12 protein-coding genes and 1 pseudogene are annotated in these 14,135 nt (G+C 57.3%); 11 read left to right on the forward strand and 2 right to left on the reverse strand.

The features are described from left to right. Window positions 1–18: 18 nt before the first annotated feature. From AWM69_RS21330 to AWM69_RS21370, 9 genes are read left to right on the forward strand one after another with little or no spacing between them, the layout of a single operon-like run. Complete coding sequence (locus AWM69_RS21330; protein ID WP_218728351.1) at window positions 19–1,167, forward strand: acyl-CoA dehydrogenase family protein; 1,149 nt, start codon at window positions 19–21, stop codon at window positions 1,165–1,167. Further along, window positions 1,167–2,240 (forward strand): acyl-CoA dehydrogenase family protein, encoded by a 1,074-nt coding sequence (locus AWM69_RS21335; protein ID WP_218728352.1) that lies wholly within the window; start codon window positions 1,167–1,169, stop codon window positions 2,238–2,240. Before AWM69_RS21330 ends, AWM69_RS21335 begins: the two co-directional genes overlap by 1 nt. Further along, window positions 2,237–3,037: a crotonase/enoyl-CoA hydratase family protein gene (locus tag AWM69_RS21340; RefSeq protein ID WP_218728354.1), complete on the forward strand. Its 801-nt coding sequence runs from the start codon at window positions 2,237–2,239 to the stop codon at window positions 3,035–3,037. Before AWM69_RS21335 ends, AWM69_RS21340 begins: the two co-directional genes overlap by 4 nt. A gap of 42 nt (window positions 3,038–3,079) precedes the next feature. Then, the gene (locus tag AWM69_RS21345) at window positions 3,080–4,204 is read left to right on the forward strand and encodes an acyl-CoA dehydrogenase family protein (protein ID WP_218728356.1); all 1,125 of its coding nucleotides are present in this window, start codon (window positions 3,080–3,082) and stop codon (window positions 4,202–4,204) included. A 24-nt stretch (window positions 4,205–4,228) separates the two neighbouring features. Beyond that, the gene (locus AWM69_RS21350; protein ID WP_218728357.1) at window positions 4,229–4,780 is read left to right on the forward strand and encodes a glutathione peroxidase; all 552 of its coding nucleotides are present in this window, start codon (window positions 4,229–4,231) and stop codon (window positions 4,778–4,780) included. Window positions 4,781–4,784: 4 nt separating this feature from the next. After that, window positions 4,785–5,669 carry a pantoate--beta-alanine ligase gene (gene panC / locus AWM69_RS21355; RefSeq protein ID WP_218728359.1) on the forward strand — a complete coding sequence of 295 codons (885 nt, stop codon included), beginning with the start codon at window positions 4,785–4,787 and terminating at the stop codon, window positions 5,667–5,669. After that, on the forward strand, window positions 5,666–6,523 hold the full coding sequence (locus AWM69_RS21360; RefSeq protein ID WP_218728361.1) for a cache domain-containing protein: 858 nt from the start codon (window positions 5,666–5,668) through the stop codon (window positions 6,521–6,523). Before panC ends, AWM69_RS21360 begins: the two co-directional genes overlap by 4 nt. Window positions 6,524–6,565: 42 nt before the next feature. Beyond that, window positions 6,566–7,306 (forward strand): alpha/beta fold hydrolase, encoded by a 741-nt coding sequence (locus AWM69_RS21365; RefSeq protein WP_218728362.1) that lies wholly within the window; start codon window positions 6,566–6,568, stop codon window positions 7,304–7,306. Next, on the forward strand, window positions 7,306–8,508 hold the full coding sequence (locus AWM69_RS21370) for an MFS transporter (RefSeq protein ID WP_218728428.1): 1,203 nt from the start codon (window positions 7,306–7,308) through the stop codon (window positions 8,506–8,508). Before AWM69_RS21365 ends, AWM69_RS21370 begins: the two co-directional genes overlap by 1 nt. A gap of 205 nt (window positions 8,509–8,713) precedes the next feature. Here the strand turns inward: AWM69_RS21370 and AWM69_RS21375 are convergent. Next, window positions 8,714–9,536 (reverse strand): annotated as a pseudogene (locus AWM69_RS21375) (site-specific integrase); the annotation flags it as partial. A gap of 1,130 nt (window positions 9,537–10,666) precedes the next feature. Further along, window positions 10,667–11,758 carry an NADH:flavin oxidoreductase/NADH oxidase gene (locus AWM69_RS21380; protein WP_218728364.1) on the reverse strand — a complete coding sequence of 364 codons (1,092 nt, stop codon included), beginning with the start codon at window positions 11,756–11,758 and terminating at the stop codon, window positions 10,667–10,669. A gap of 48 nt (window positions 11,759–11,806) precedes the next feature. Here AWM69_RS21380 and AWM69_RS21385 point away from each other — a divergent pair, with 48 nt between their 5' ends. After that, window positions 11,807–12,142 carry a helix-turn-helix domain-containing protein gene (locus AWM69_RS21385; RefSeq protein ID WP_339430125.1) on the forward strand — a complete coding sequence of 112 codons (336 nt, stop codon included), beginning with the start codon at window positions 11,807–11,809 and terminating at the stop codon, window positions 12,140–12,142. 400 nt (window positions 12,143–12,542) lie between these two features. Continuing rightward, on the forward strand, window positions 12,543–13,949 hold the full coding sequence (gabP, locus tag AWM69_RS21390) for a GABA permease (protein WP_218728366.1): 1,407 nt from the start codon (window positions 12,543–12,545) through the stop codon (window positions 13,947–13,949). Window positions 13,950–14,135 lie beyond the last annotated feature (186 nt).

Raw genomic sequence — 14,135 nt, forward strand, 5'->3', positions numbered from 1 at the left:
CAGCGTTAGAGAGCGAATATGGCCATCAGTCAATTTTCCTACAGCAATATTCCTCCCGAGGCGGAAGCGCTTCGCACCGAAGTGCGGGCGTTCATTCTCGACACACTGGCCGATTACCCACCCACCTTGAGTGCGCAGTCCTGGATGGGCTTCGACGCTGAATTCAGCAAGAAACTCGGCGCGCGAGGCTGGGTCGGCATGGCCTTGCCCAAAGCCTACGGCGGTGGCGAGGCGGGTCCTTTTGCACGCTACGTGATCATTGAAGAATTGCTGGCCTCCGGTGCGCCGGTATCGGCCCACTGGATCGCCGACCGGCAAAGCGGGCCGCTGATCAATCGCTTCGGTACCGAGCAACAAAAACAGCACTACCTGCCAGCCATTTGCCGGGGTGAAAGTTACTTCTGCATCGGCATGAGCGAGCCCAATTCCGGCTCGGACCTGGCTTCGATCAAAAGCACTGCTGTGCGTGATGGCGATAGCTGGCTAGTCAATGGCCAGAAGGTCTGGACCACAAACGCGCACCATTCGCAGTACATGATTGCCCTGGTGCGTACCGGTGAGAAACAAGCGGCCCGGCATGAGGGCATGTCGCAATTCATCGTCGACCTTAGCCTGCCTGGCATCACCATCCGCCCGATTCGCGACCTGGCCGGTGGCGAGCACTTCAACGAAGTGTTTTTCGACAATGTGCGGCTGCCCGCCGATGCCTTGATTGGCACTGAGGGCAAGGGTTGGGATCAGGTGACCGCTGAACTGGCCTTCGAACGCAGCGGCCCTGAACGTTTCCTCAGTTGCATGGCGTTGTTGAAAACACTGATCGACGCAGTGGGCAAGACCCCTGACGCACTACAAGCGCGGGAGATCGGACGGCTGTCGGCCAAGCTGCTGACGCTGCGCAATATGTCGTTGTCGGTCACGGCACAGTTGGCGGCGGGTGAACATCCAGCCTGGGCGGCCTCCTGTGTGAAAGACCTTGGCAATGCTTTTGAGCAGGAAATCCCCGAGGTAGCCCAGCTGTTGCTGGAAACCGAGCCACGGCAGGACGGCGGCAGCGAGCATGCACGCGTGCTGGCCTACCTGACACAGATGGCGCCCTCATTCTCACTGCGCGGGGGCACTCGCGAAATTCTGCGCGGCATCATTGCCCGCGGCCTGGGGTTGCGATAATGCGCGAGATATTCGAAGCGACGATTGAACGCCTGTTTGCCGATCTGGCGACGCCGGCTTACGTGATGGGCTGTGAAGGCGGCGAATGGCCGGCCGAGTTGTGGGCCGCGCTGGACGAGTCGGGCTTCACCCAGGCGGGTGTATCCGAAACGCTGGGCGGCGCTGAAGCCAGTTGGGCCGATATGTATGTGTTGGTCCGTGCCGCCGGGCGCTTTTCAGTGCCCGCGCCACTGGGTGAGGCCTTGCTCGGCAACTGGCTGCTGAGCAAGGCCGGCCTGGAGGGAAGGGCGGGTGCAATCAGCGTGGCCGCCAATTCCGATCTGGTGCTTGATGGCGAGCGCGTTTATGGCACCGCCTGCTCGGTCCCTTGGGGGCGCAACGTTGAAGCGGTCGTCGCCATCGCCAATAGCCCAGCCGGTGTTGCGCATGTGGTGCTGCTGCCGCGTAGCGCTGCAAGCGAACTGACGTTGAGTCTGAATGTGGCGGGCGAACCGCGCGATGATTTGAGTTTCACTAGTGCCAAGGTATTGGCGCAAGCACCGTTGCCCAGCGGGCTCGACGCCAATGTCCTGGAATTGGGCGGCGCGATGCTGCGCGCGGCGCAGTCCGCCGGGGCGTTGCACGCGCTACTGGACATGACCGCCAACTATGCCGGTGAACGCAAGCAGTTCGGCAAGGCAATCGGTTCTTTTCAAGCCATTCAACAACAGCTCGCAGTATTCGCTGAGCAGGCTGCCGCCGCCGGCATCGCGGCCGAGGCGGCCTTCACGGAATCCAGTGCGGAGCTCGCCGCGCTGACCATTGCCGCGGCAAAAATCAGCACAGCCGAAGCCGCCAGCGTCGGTGCCGGCATCGCCCATTCGGTGCATGGCGCCATCGGCTTTACCGAGGAATATCCGCTGCATCTGCTCACCCGTCGGTTGTGGGCGTGGCGCAGTGAATTCGGCTCGGTCAGCCTTTGGAGTCAGCGCCTGGGTACTCAAATATGCCAAGGCGGCAGCGATGGATACTGGCCGTTGCTCACCAGCCATGGCCAACAACCTTTAACCCGTCTCGCGAGTAATCCGGTATGAGCCCGTTTCTTCAGATTGAGCGTGAGGGCGGCATCGTCACTGTGCGCATGAACCATCCCGACACGCGCAATGCCCTGACGACGCGCGAGCAGATCCAGGAGTTTGTCGATCTCTGCGCCGAGCTGCGCCGTGATATGTCGGTGCGGGTCATGGTGCTTACCGGCAATGGCAGCGCTTTTTGTGCCGGTGGCAACGTCAAGGACATGCACGAGCGCGGCGGCATTTTCGCCGGCTCGCCGTATGAACTGCGCAATACCTACCGGGACGGCATTCAGCGTATTCCCCTGGCGATTTATGAGCTGGATATCCCGGTGATCGCCGCGGTTAACGGCCCGGCGATCGGTGCGGGCCTCGATCTTGCCTGTATGTGCGATATCCGGCTGGCGGCGCCCAAGGCGATCTTCGCCGAGAGTTTCGTGCGCCTGGGCATCGTTCCGGGTGACGGCGGCGCCTGGCTGTTGCCGCGCATCATTGGTATCCCGAAAGCCAGTCTGATGGCGTTTACCGGTGACGCTATCGATGCAGCCAAGGCGCTGGAATGGGGCTTGGTCGAGCAAGTCTGCACCCACGAAACGCTGCAATCGGAAGTGCAGGCGCTCGCGCGCCGAATCGCCAGCAACCCGGGTCATGCGTTACGCCTGTGCAAGCGTCTGCTGCGCGAAGGCCAACATATGCGCCTCGATTCGCTTCTGGAATTGTCGGCGGCGTATCAGGCGTTGGCGCATCACACCGAAGACCATCATGAAGCGGTGGCGGCTTTTGTCGACAAGCGCGATCCCAATTACCAGGACCGCTGATTACCCATCGCCCAATAAAAGAATCGATCTGGAGTAAGCAAAATGCGTGGCGTATTTCGAGAAGACCACAACATGTTCCGTGATCAGGCCCGCCGTTTCGTCGATCGCGAAATCGTGCCCTACCTGCATGAATGGGAAAAGAACGGCATCGTTCCCAAGGAAGTCTGGCTCAAGGCCGGTGAGAACGGCTTGTTATGCTCCACGGTACCCGAAGAATACGGTGGCCCCGGAGGCGACTTCGGTCACTCGGCGGTGATGATCGAAGAGTTGGCGCGAGCCAACGCCACCGCAGTAGGTTTCACCACTCACTCGGAAATAGTTACCCCTTACATCGTTGCCTATGGCAGTGAAGAGCAGAAGCGGCAATGGCTGCCACGCATGGTCAGCGGTGAATTGATTGGCGTGATTGCTATGAGTGAACCGGGCATTGGCAGCGACCTGCGAGCCATGCGTACTTCGGCACGGCGTGACGGTGACGACTACATCGTCAACGGTCAGAAGACTTTCATCACTAACGGCGGTAATGCTGGCCTTGTGGTCACTGCCACCAAGATTGACCCTGCGGCCAAAGAACTGACCCTGATCTGCGTCGAGGAAGACCGAGCCGGCTTCGCCAAGGGGCGTCTGCTGGAAAAGATTGGCCTGAAAGGGCAAGACACCGCCGAATTGTTTTTTGATGAGGTCCGGGTGCCCGTCGGCAATCGATTGGGTGAGGAGGGCATGGGATTCAAATACCTGACTCATCAATTGGCTTGGGAACGCCTGATCATCGCGATCCGTGCCGCGCAATCCATCGACACGCTGCTGGAAGAAACCATCGGCTACACCCGGGAGCGCAAGGTCTTCGGAAAACCGGTGCTCGACTTCCAGAACACCCGTTTCAAACTCGCTGAAGCCAAGGCCCAGGCTACCATGCTGCGGGTGTTCGTCGACGACTGCCTGGCCAAAGTGATGCGCGGTGAACTGACGCCGGAAATCGCGGCAATGGCCAAGCTGCTGGGCTCGGAAATGCAAGGCAAGCTGCTTGATGAGTTTCTGCAATTACATGGCGGCTACGGCTTCATGAGCGAATACAAGATCAGCCGCGCCTGGGTCGACGCCCGAGTTGCGCGCATCTATGGCGGCACCTCGGAAATCATGAAAGAAATTATCGGCCGTACCCTTTGAAGCACATTTGCATGAGGCAAACAGATGAGTAATTCCCTTTACGACATTTCGCTGAAGCAGATCGATGGAAGCGTCCGCACCCTTGGCGACTATCGGGGCAAGGTTCTGTTGGTGGTCAATGTCGCTTCAAAATGCGGGCTGACCCCGCAATACGAGGGCTTGGAAAAACTGTACCAAGACAAAAAATCCCAAGGCCTGGAAATATTGGGTTTCCCCGCCAACAACTTCAAGGAACAAGAACCGGGTAGCGATGTGGAAATCGTTGAGTTCTGTTCAGTGAACTATGACATTCACTTTCCGTTGTTCTCGAAAATCTCGGTTGTCGGCGCGGACCAGCATCCTCTCTACGCCGAGCTGACTGCCGCACAACCCGAAACGACGGGTGAGGGCCCTTTTCGGGAGCGTCTGCAGGGTTATGGCATCGAGTCAGACAACACAACGGGCGTACTCTGGAATTTCGAAAAGTTTCTGATTGATCGGCAGGGCACGGTCGTTGCTCGTTTCGCTCCGGACATTGCGGCTGATGATCCTCGTTTGCTTGAAGCAATCGAAGTTCAATTAGTCCAAGAGGCGTGAAGCGGTGCTGACAGTCGATACGGTTAGCGCGCTTCGTGCGCTCGTGGCCCGTGCACGAGGTGAAAACAAGAAAGTCGCGCTGGTGCCGACAATGGGCAACCTGCATGACGGTCATATCGCCCTGATTCATTGCGCAAAGCAGCGAGCCGACTTTGTGGTCGCCAGCATCTTCGTCAATCCACTCCAGTTTGGAGCTAATGAAGATCTTGCCAGCTATCCCCGGACGCCCGACGCCGATCGAGAGAAATTGGTTAACGCTGGCTGTGATGTGCTCTTTGCCCCTGCTGTCGAACAAATCTATCCGGATGGCATGCTCAATCAGGCCATCGTCAGTGTGCCAAACGTGTCTGAAGGTCTTTGCGGTGCGGCGCGTCCTGGTCACTTTGATGGCATGGCCACTGTCGTCGTCAAGCTGCTGAACATTGTTCAGCCAGACGTGGCGGTTTTCGGGGAAAAGGACTATCAGCAGCTGGCAGTCGTCCGCTCGATGGTCAGGGATCTCAATATGGTGACTGACGTTGTCGGTACGCCGACGATCCGGGCCGCGGACGGCTTGGCATTATCGTCGCGCAACGGCTATCTGAGTGACCATGAGCGTTCGGTGGCCCCCGTCCTTTACGCTTGTTTGAAGCAAATGGCGGCGAGTATCCAGGTTGAGGGGCGGGTGACTGAGCACCAGTTGATTGAATGTCATCAACGTATAAGCGACGCCGGTTCTCAGCTGGAATACTTTGAAGTCAGGAATGCTCAGGATTTAAAACCTCTGACCAGATCCGATACTCACTTTGTGATTCTTGTGGCGGCGCGCATCGGCAAAACGCGGCTCATTGACAATCTGACGGTGGACCTTCGGCCATCAAAAAGATCACCAGAGGAACAACACCCATGAGCCTCTATCGAGCGTTCACTGTTCTTGGCCTGTGCCTTGTCTCTCTTGTCGGCATGGCTCAACAAGCGCCAGTGGATGCCTATGGTGCCGACACCCAGCGTGCCAACGCCTTGCTGTTAAAAGCTGTCGCCGAATACAAAGCCAAGGGCGACACCGCCCTGGCCGAGTTCAGTCGCCAGGGAGTCTATGTCGATGGTGAGCTGTACATCTACGTGGTCGATACCTCCGGTGTGATGCTTGCCAGCGGGGGGCCTTCGGTTTCACTGGTCGGAAAACCGGTGGTCAGCGTTCTGGACGACGACCTCAAGGCTGCATTCCAGCAAGCCATTTCGCAGCCAGACGACGGCATTGTGCGTAGCGCCGAATACCGCTGGTGGAACTGGCAACACGGTAAGGTCGAGCGTAAGCGCGTGTTCTATCAACGTGTGAAAGATCGGGTGATCTCCGTGGGTTACTACATGCCACGGTCCAGCCCCGAGCTGGCACAACAGCTGCTGCGCCAGATTTCCGAGCGAGTTGCCAGCAACGCGAAAACCACCGTCGAGCTCATTAATCAGCACGATAAGCAGCTTACCCAGGATGATCTTTACGCCTTTGTGGTGGATCTGAAAACCAAGCGGTTCGTCGCTCACGGCTTTTCGCCCCGGCTGATCGGCACCGACTTCAAGTCATTGCGCTCAACCGACGGCAAGCCAATTGGCGAGGACATACTCAAGCAGATGAACGCGCATGAAGCAGGCGAGATCACCTATCAATGGCGCAACCCTATGACCGGGCAGAACGAATACAAGAGGACTTTTCTGCAGCGGGTTAATGGATACGTCGTCGCCGTGGGCTGCTATGCAATCAAGTGATCAAAACAGGGACCACCGGCGCCCGCAGCAAGGAGTGTGCGCATGACTGATTTAGTATTGCTGCATGGCGGTAACCATGGCTCGTGGTGTTGGGGGCCTTTTGTGGAGGCGTTAAACCAACACCCCGGATGTTTCGAACGAGTGATCACTCTGGATATGCCTGGGTGCGGCAAGAAACGTGGTCGGGATGTTGCGTCCCTGCGGCTAGACGACGTGGTCAACGAACTTAATGAAGACCTGCATGCACTCGGCGTGAACCAGGCCGTGTTGCTTGGGCATTCCATCGCGGGTGTCGTGCTGCCAATGATGGTGGTGGCCGCTCCGCAACTATATTCGCAGCTGGTTTACCTGGCCTGCACATTGCCCAGTGAAGGCCAATCGATTCTGGAGTTGCTTGGCACTACGCTGCATGGCGAAAGCCCGGAACATGTCGGTTGGCCGCTGGACCCAGTGCAAACAACTCATCAAGCGCTGGCCGTGGCCATGTTCGGACAGGACTTGAGTGAGCAAACCCTGAGTTGGTTGTTAAGCGAAGTGAGTCAGGACACGACGCCACTCTGTGTGGCGACAGACTCCATCAGTCGTGAGGGGTATCAAGGATCGATCCCGGCGACTTACATCATAACACTGCGCGACAACATTTTGCCCATCGACTGGCAGCGCCGTTTTGCGCAGCGTGCCGGTGCTGGCGTGGTGATCGAAATCGATACGGCGCACGAGCCGTTCGTATCACACCCGCAGCTGCTGGCGGATGTCGTACGGGGTATAGAGCGGCATGAGTGATGGGCAATATCGGTGTTTTAAGCCGGAGCGACGGCACGGCAAATCAAAGCAACGGGTTGATCCTGTCCATCATCGTATTCAACTTTGTCTCGTACGTGTGCAGTGGCTTGCCGCTCGCGGTGTTGCCGGGCTACGTCCTCAATGACCTGGGCCTGACCTCGGTTTTCGCGGGTGTGGTGATCAGCTCGCAGTACCTGGCGACGCTCCTGGCCCGCCCCTTAGCCGGTGGCGTGGCTGATCGGCTGGGTGCCAAATATGCGGTTATGTGCGGGTTCAGTGGCTTGATGTTGAGCGGCGTCCTGACGACGCTCGCCATTATCCTGCCCACCCAACCCTGGTTGACCCTGACGTTATTACTGCTGGGGAGGCTGGTGTTGGGGGCGGCCACGGCCATGATCTCCACGCCCTGCTGCACTTGGGCCATCGGGTTATGTGGTGCCCCTCGGGCGGCACAGGTCATGTCGTGGAACGGAATAGCGGCTTACGGCGGCACGGCTGTTGGCGCGCCACTGGGTATGCTGCTGCGCAATTCGATGGGTATCGCCAGTGTGGGGCTGTGCACCGTGTTGCTTGGCTTGGCGTTCCTGCTTTTGGCTCTAGGCAAGCGCCCAGCGCCATTGGTTGCAGGCGCCCGGCTGGCTTTTTATCGAGTCCTGTTCGCGGTCATGCCCAACGGCTTGGTCCTGGTTTGCAGCTCGGTAGGATTTGGCGGGCTTACGGCCTTCGTCGCACTGTATTTCGATAGTCTCGGCTGGGACCACGCCGCTTATTGCTTAAGTGGTTTCGGCGCAGGCTTTATCGTTGCCCGATTGTCGTCGCCGGGAATACTGCAGCGATTCAGAGGGTACAAAGTGGTGGGCGGCTGCCTGCTTGTGCAGACGTTGGGCATGCTGCTGATATGGCTCGCGCCTTCGCCTGCGCTGGCAATTGCCGGCGGCGCGCTGACCGGCATAGGGGTGTCATGGGTCTACCCGGGGCTTGGGGTGGAGACATTGGCCAGCACTCCGGCCGCGAACCGTAACTCTGCGCTCAGTGCCCTTTCATTATTCTTCGATATTGCAGTGGGGATGGCCGGTCCGGTGATGGGTCTGGTTGCGTCAGGTTTTGGTTTTGCTGCGATATTTCTCTGTGCAGCACTGATGTCGATGGGCGGGTTTCTGGTAGTACTCTGCCTATGGTGGAAGGGGCGTATACGCGATTAGTGTTAGTTGTTTAATAGCATATCTCTGTTTCACATAACTGACGTGCAAGTAAGCTCTCCGACGATCTGTCGGCGGGAAAATAACAGAACCAGCTATACCGCTATTGGCCGATTGCTGCGTGTCATGTCGGGTCGGAATCGACCCGAACCGAGCTCTCAGCGATATATACATAACTACAAGGAGTTCTGCGTTATAAGAATTCGACTTATGAGGACGGCAGAGTCTCTGCGGCTGCGTAGTCTGGAAAGTACATCAGCGACTCGATCGCTATGTGCTCGTAAGTTGAGGACAACACTGCACTGGGTCGATCACCCAGCAGGTTCCAAGCGCGCTTCTTTTCTTCGGCGTAATCATGATACAGGTAGTGACGTCTCACCCGAGATCCGGCCAGTACATGGTTTTGGCACCGATCGATAACATCCAGGCTGACTCCCAAAGCCTGCATCATGGTCGCGCCCATGCGGTGTAGGTCATGCGGCGTCCAGTCGCCGTTCTGGCCGTCGGCAAGGACCAGCGTGTCGTCATGGCGCCGTCGTGAGAGGGCCTTACGGTTTTGAAGCGGGCCTGGCTATCACCCACCTCTTTGCTCACCACTTTCACATCATCCTGCTTGTTGGGAAATCACCACTGAGAGTCTCCCATGAGTTCTTGAGTTCCTGAAAGAAATGCAGGGCAAAGGGTGAGAGGAAGACATGGTGGTCCTGTTTCTTGCCGCGAGTGCCTTTGACATTTTCGCTGGGAAGGAACCACGTCTGCTGGTCCAGATCTACATTTTTCCATTCGGCCTGCAGCAACTCGCCAATCCGGCACAGCGTGCCCAGGCTGATCCAGAGCGCGAGCTGGGTTTCTTTCTTTAGTGGACGGATGCCTTCGTACTTTTGACCGGCGGGGAGGGCGCTGTAATCGAGGGTCATTTGCTGGAAGCGGTTATGCAGTTCCAGCAGTTCCAGCAACTCAGCAGGTGAAAGGATGCGGCTTCGTTCTGCCTCGTAGTCGGCAGGGATCAATGGGGTGATGTCGACCAGCTCAGCTTGATGATCGTCCGTCCGATTGGCTACGGGTAGAATCCAGTAGCTTGGCTTGGAATCACTCTTTTTTTGCTCTTGATACACTATGAAAACAAGTCCAGAATTGAGTCCATTCCTGCTTAAGGAATAAAAGAAACCCCTTAGATTTCAATGGGTCGGACGCCAGATGCGAGTCTCGTTTCCCGCTCCAAATTATGGTGCTGAGTGCATCCACTGAAATCCAGTGATGTGCGCAGTAACTTGAAAAAACGACCTTAGGGTCGTTTTTTTTCGTCTGGAGAATTCCATCTAGACCTGTCGATGATGCCGCCCCGGTTGATTGACGGGTTCTGTGCTCACCCCCCGGCCTGTCTACTGCACGGCCATTGCAGTTATTTTGCGACTCGACGTAATACTGCGACACGCACAGTCCCACTCGCTCTTGGCTGACCTTACTCGGTCTCTAACACCCATCAATTAAATAGCGGGACAGCGTCGGCTGAGGCCGAGAAAACAACTAACCCAGTGCCTGAGGTTAGTTGGCCATTACACCGGGCCTCGCCGTATAACGGTTAGCGTGAGTAGAGTTTTTTCGCGTGCTGATTGCGTTTGGGAGAGGACCTGCTTCTGTGTTGCTTAATCCAGGTCGAGAAGGCGTGTAGAGGATGAGCGATGGCTGCAAGTACGCAAAGCAGCATCACAGCGAAGAGTGAAATCAGCGGGATACTTTCGTGTGAAAACATGGTGGGTTACTCCTGTATGTCACGATGTTTGAATCCCTAGGGTAGAGGATCGGAATATCGTCCTCATGAATACTGATTAACTATTGGTTCACATTCTTTAGTCTGAGAGTCCTGGTCCAGGATGCTGGATGCGAGTCTCGACTCCCGCCCCAAATATCGAACGTACAGAACGCGCTTGAATTGTGTGAGTGACAGAAAAAAGACGCCCGGACTAATGCTTGTCCGCTAGGCGAAAAAGGTCTCTGCGGGCGCGAGCTTGCTCGCGATGGTCACCCACGATAACGCCTGTGTTTGCTGGACAAATACAGGGTTCATGAAGTCATCGCGAGCAAGCTTGCTCCTACAGGATCTGATCGAACTGACTGGCATTAGACGCCCAGGCGTCTTGCGCGGCAGCCTCCAGTCAAATTATCGATACCGCTCAAGCCAATGAGCATATGGCGCCGGGAGTGTCCAGGAGGCCTTGTCTACGCCCAGCTCTTTGGCGGCAAAGTACGGCCAGTGTGGATCAGCCAGGTGAGCCCGTCCTACGGACACCAGGTCCAGTTGGCGAGACTCGATGGCGGCGTGCGCCAGCTGCGGAGTACCGAAACCCCATGCAGAAGTCACGGGCAAACCGGTCTCCCGACGCACTCGCTCGGCGATAGGTCCCATAAAGGCCGGGCCCCAGGGAATAGTGGTGTCCGGGATGGTGAACCCGACACTGACGCTCAACAGGTCAAGCCCGCCTTCCTTGAAGCGCCGCGCCAGCTCAATCGACTCGGTCAGTGTTTGCTCGTCGCGGCCGTCATACTCGATGACGCCAAAGCGGGCAGTGAGCGGCAGGTTCTCTGGCCACACTTCACGCACGGCGGCCAACGTCTCCAGCAGGAACCGGCTGCGGTTTTCAAAGCTGCCCCCGTATGCATCGGTACGCTGATTGGAATGTTCGGAGAAGAAACTCTGGCCCAAATACCCGTGCGCAAAATGCAGCTCGATCCATTCGAAACCCGCTTCGCGAGCCCGGCGTGCAGCATCAACGAAGTCCTGGCGAACGCGGGCGATGTCTTCCAGGGTCATTTCCCGGGGAACCTTCGGCAGGTTGGCGCCGTAGGCTATAGGGGAGGGGCCAATCGTGGTCCAGCCATTCGGGTTGCCATCAGCGATGTGATCATCGCCTTCCCAAGGACGGTTAGCGCTCGCCTTGCGTCCGGCATGGGCAATTTGAATCCCCGGTACGGAGCCGGCAGCTTTGATCGCTTTGACGGCGGGCACAAATGCCTGGGCATGGGCGTCGCTCCAGATGCCCGCGCATCCGGGCGTGATGCGTCCCTCAGGGGAGACGGCTGTTGCCTCAACAACGACCAGACCTGCGCCGCCTCGTGCCAGGCTTGCCAAGTGGACGAGGTGCCAGTCATTGACCATGCCGTCATCTGCCATGTACTGACACATCGGTGGAATGGCGATACGGTTTCTTAAGGTGACGTCCTTCAGAGTGAATGGCTCGAATAATGCTGACATCGGTTGGTTCCTCACAGGTTGATTCGCTTGTTCGATAGTAATCGAAATATGGCGCTCATTGAAACCCTTCGTTATCATCCGCTCATGCGAGCCTTCAAACATCCCCTCCCATCCGATTTCATCCTCGAGCGTTTGCTTTACGCCTTGAGCGACCCTGTACGCATGGAGATCGTTCGGTATCTCGCGGGGGTCAATGAAGCATCGTGCGGCGAGCTTGACGGCGGCCGCCCCAAATCCAGCATGTCCCATCACTTTCGGGTCTTGCGCGATGCCGGGCTGGTTCACACGCGAAATGTGGGGACGACCCACATGAACTCACTGCGCTCGGATGAGCTCAACATGCGCTTCCCTGGCTTACTGGAGTGCATCCTTCTCCAGGCCTGAATCCGCACCGGTTGAAACCGGCTGCCCTTGTTCCCTGACCAGAAAACGGGCGTGGCGCGATTTGTGGCGAGGGCTTTGTCCTTGTCCGGGGTTCCGTTTCGACGACATCCTTCTCTAGCCCCAGGCACCCGCGCATGGCGCCCGGGGGTACACCACCCGTGGTATCCAGCGGCGCATGTCGAAATCAGACATGAAAAAGGCGCTTTCAGGCTACTCCTGCAAAAGGAGAGGCGCGTAAGGTGGCGCATCATTTCATCGCCGTCCCTGTGATATGAGCGCTTTGGAAACGCAGAAGCGTTTGATGTGTAACGCTTTCAATAAGCGTCGCATCAAGAAATGATGATCGCCTGACCCTGGGTCAGTACGCCTAACGTCGATCACCAGAGAATAAAAATAAACAATGAATAGCCTGTGTTCTAAAGAATCGAATGGTCAGTTGGCGCAGGGCTTCAAGCCGCGTCACGTCACTATGCTGTCTATCGCGGGGATAATTGGTGCGGGTTTGTTTGTCGGGTCGGGTCATGCGATCGCTGCTGCCGGTCCGGCAGTGTTGCTGGCGTATCTGTTCTCTGGCCTTTTGGTCGTGCTGGTCATGCGGATGCTGGGTGAAATGGCGGTGGCCAACCCGGACACCGGTTCATTTTCGACCTACGCCGATCAAGCGATCGGGCGTTGGGCGGGTTTTACGATTGGCTGGCTCTACTGGTGGTTCTGGGTACTGGTGATTCCGATTGAGGCGCTTGCTGCTGGGCATGTGCTCAATCAGTGGTTTCCGCAGATCGATACCTGGCTGTTTGCACTGGTATCGATCGTTTTGCTGGTCATCACCAATCTGTTCAGTGTTTCCAAGTACGGCGAGTTCGAGTTCTGGTTCGCGATGGCCAAGGTCGTGGCGATCATCGGCTTTATCGGTCTTGGTTTTGCAGTCTTGATGGGGTGGATACCCGAGCGCGAAGCCAGCGGGTTAAGCCGGTTGATGGAGGAACATGGCGGGTTTGCGCCCAACGGCCTGTCAGCGGTGGTCGGGGCATTCATCACCATCATGTTCAGCTTCATCGGTACAGAAGCCGTCACCATTGCGGCCGCTGAATCCAGTAACCCGGCGCAAAACATTGCCAGAGCAACACGTTCAGTGATCTGGCGTATTGGCGTGTTCTACCTGTTGTCCATTTTTGTGGTCATTTCCGTGGTGCCGTGGAACGACCCGTTGCTGGCATCCGTGGGTTCTTACCAGCGGGCGCTGGAACTGATGAATATTCCTCACGCCAAGTTGCTGGTCGATGTTGTGGTGCTGATCGCGGTGGCCAGCTGCATGAACTCGTCCATCTACATTTCCTCGCGGATGTTGTTCTCGCTTGGCCGCAGGGGCGATGCGCCCAAGCCGTTGAAGGTGACGTCGTTGGCAGGCGTGCCAAGGGCTGCCGTGGTGGCGAGTACGGTGATCGGTGCGGGAGTGACCCTGTTCAGCTATTTCATGCCCGCAGGCTTGTTCCAGTTCCTGCTTGCGAGCTCTGGCGCCATCGCCTTGCTGGTCTACCTGGTGATCGCGGTGTCGCAGTTGCGCATGCGCAAGATCCTGCGTCGGCAAAAGGTCGAGCTGACTTTCCAGATGTGGTTGTTTCCCTGGCTCACCTGGTTGGTCATCGTCTTCATTTGCGCAGCGTTGGCAGTCATGATGGTGACCCCGGAGCATCGCACGGAGGTGTCTGCGACGATTGGCCTGGCACTGGTGATCTCTTTTATCGGTCTGGTGACTTCACGTCAGCACCGGCAATCCAAGAGCACGTTTTCCCTGGGGGATGCATAAGCAGGCCCCTTGTTTGCAAGGGTGACAGCGCATCAATGATGGCCGGGCAGCCTGCGCTGCCCGAGCCATATTTTTTTGTTTAAAGAGTGAATGCGAACGCATATCAAAAGCTAACGCAATGAAATACCATGCGCGCCAACTCGCGTTACTGGCACGTTTGCCTTCCCCTCTGGCTATTTCCTCAAG

Source organism: Pseudomonas sp. D1HM (assembly GCF_019266105.1).
GTDB lineage: Bacteria > Pseudomonadota > Gammaproteobacteria > Pseudomonadales > Pseudomonadaceae > Aquipseudomonas > Aquipseudomonas taetrolens.

Coding starts and splice junctions, on each gene's coding strand:
- AWM69_RS21330 (WP_218728351.1), top strand. CDS start 19: ATGGCCATCAGTCAATTTTCCTACAGCAATATTCCTCCCGAGGCGGAA.
- AWM69_RS21365 (WP_218728362.1), top strand. CDS start 6,566: ATGACTGATTTAGTATTGCTGCATGGCGGTAACCATGGCTCGTGGTGT.
- AWM69_RS21335 (WP_218728352.1), top strand. CDS start 1,167: ATGCGCGAGATATTCGAAGCGACGATTGAACGCCTGTTTGCCGATCTG.
- AWM69_RS21340 (WP_218728354.1), top strand. CDS start 2,237: ATGAGCCCGTTTCTTCAGATTGAGCGTGAGGGCGGCATCGTCACTGTG.
- AWM69_RS21350 (WP_218728357.1), top strand. CDS start 4,229: ATGAGTAATTCCCTTTACGACATTTCGCTGAAGCAGATCGATGGAAGC.
- AWM69_RS21360 (WP_218728361.1), top strand. CDS start 5,666: ATGAGCCTCTATCGAGCGTTCACTGTTCTTGGCCTGTGCCTTGTCTCT.
- AWM69_RS21385 (WP_339430125.1), top strand. CDS start 11,807: ATGGCGCTCATTGAAACCCTTCGTTATCATCCGCTCATGCGAGCCTTC.
- AWM69_RS21380 (WP_218728364.1), bottom strand. CDS start 11,758: ATGTCAGCATTATTCGAGCCATTCACTCTGAAGGACGTCACCTTAAGA.
- AWM69_RS21345 (WP_218728356.1), top strand. CDS start 3,080: ATGCGTGGCGTATTTCGAGAAGACCACAACATGTTCCGTGATCAGGCC.
- gabP (WP_218728366.1), top strand. CDS start 12,543: ATGAATAGCCTGTGTTCTAAAGAATCGAATGGTCAGTTGGCGCAGGGC.
- AWM69_RS21370 (WP_218728428.1), top strand. CDS start 7,306: ATGGGCAATATCGGTGTTTTAAGCCGGAGCGACGGCACGGCAAATCAA.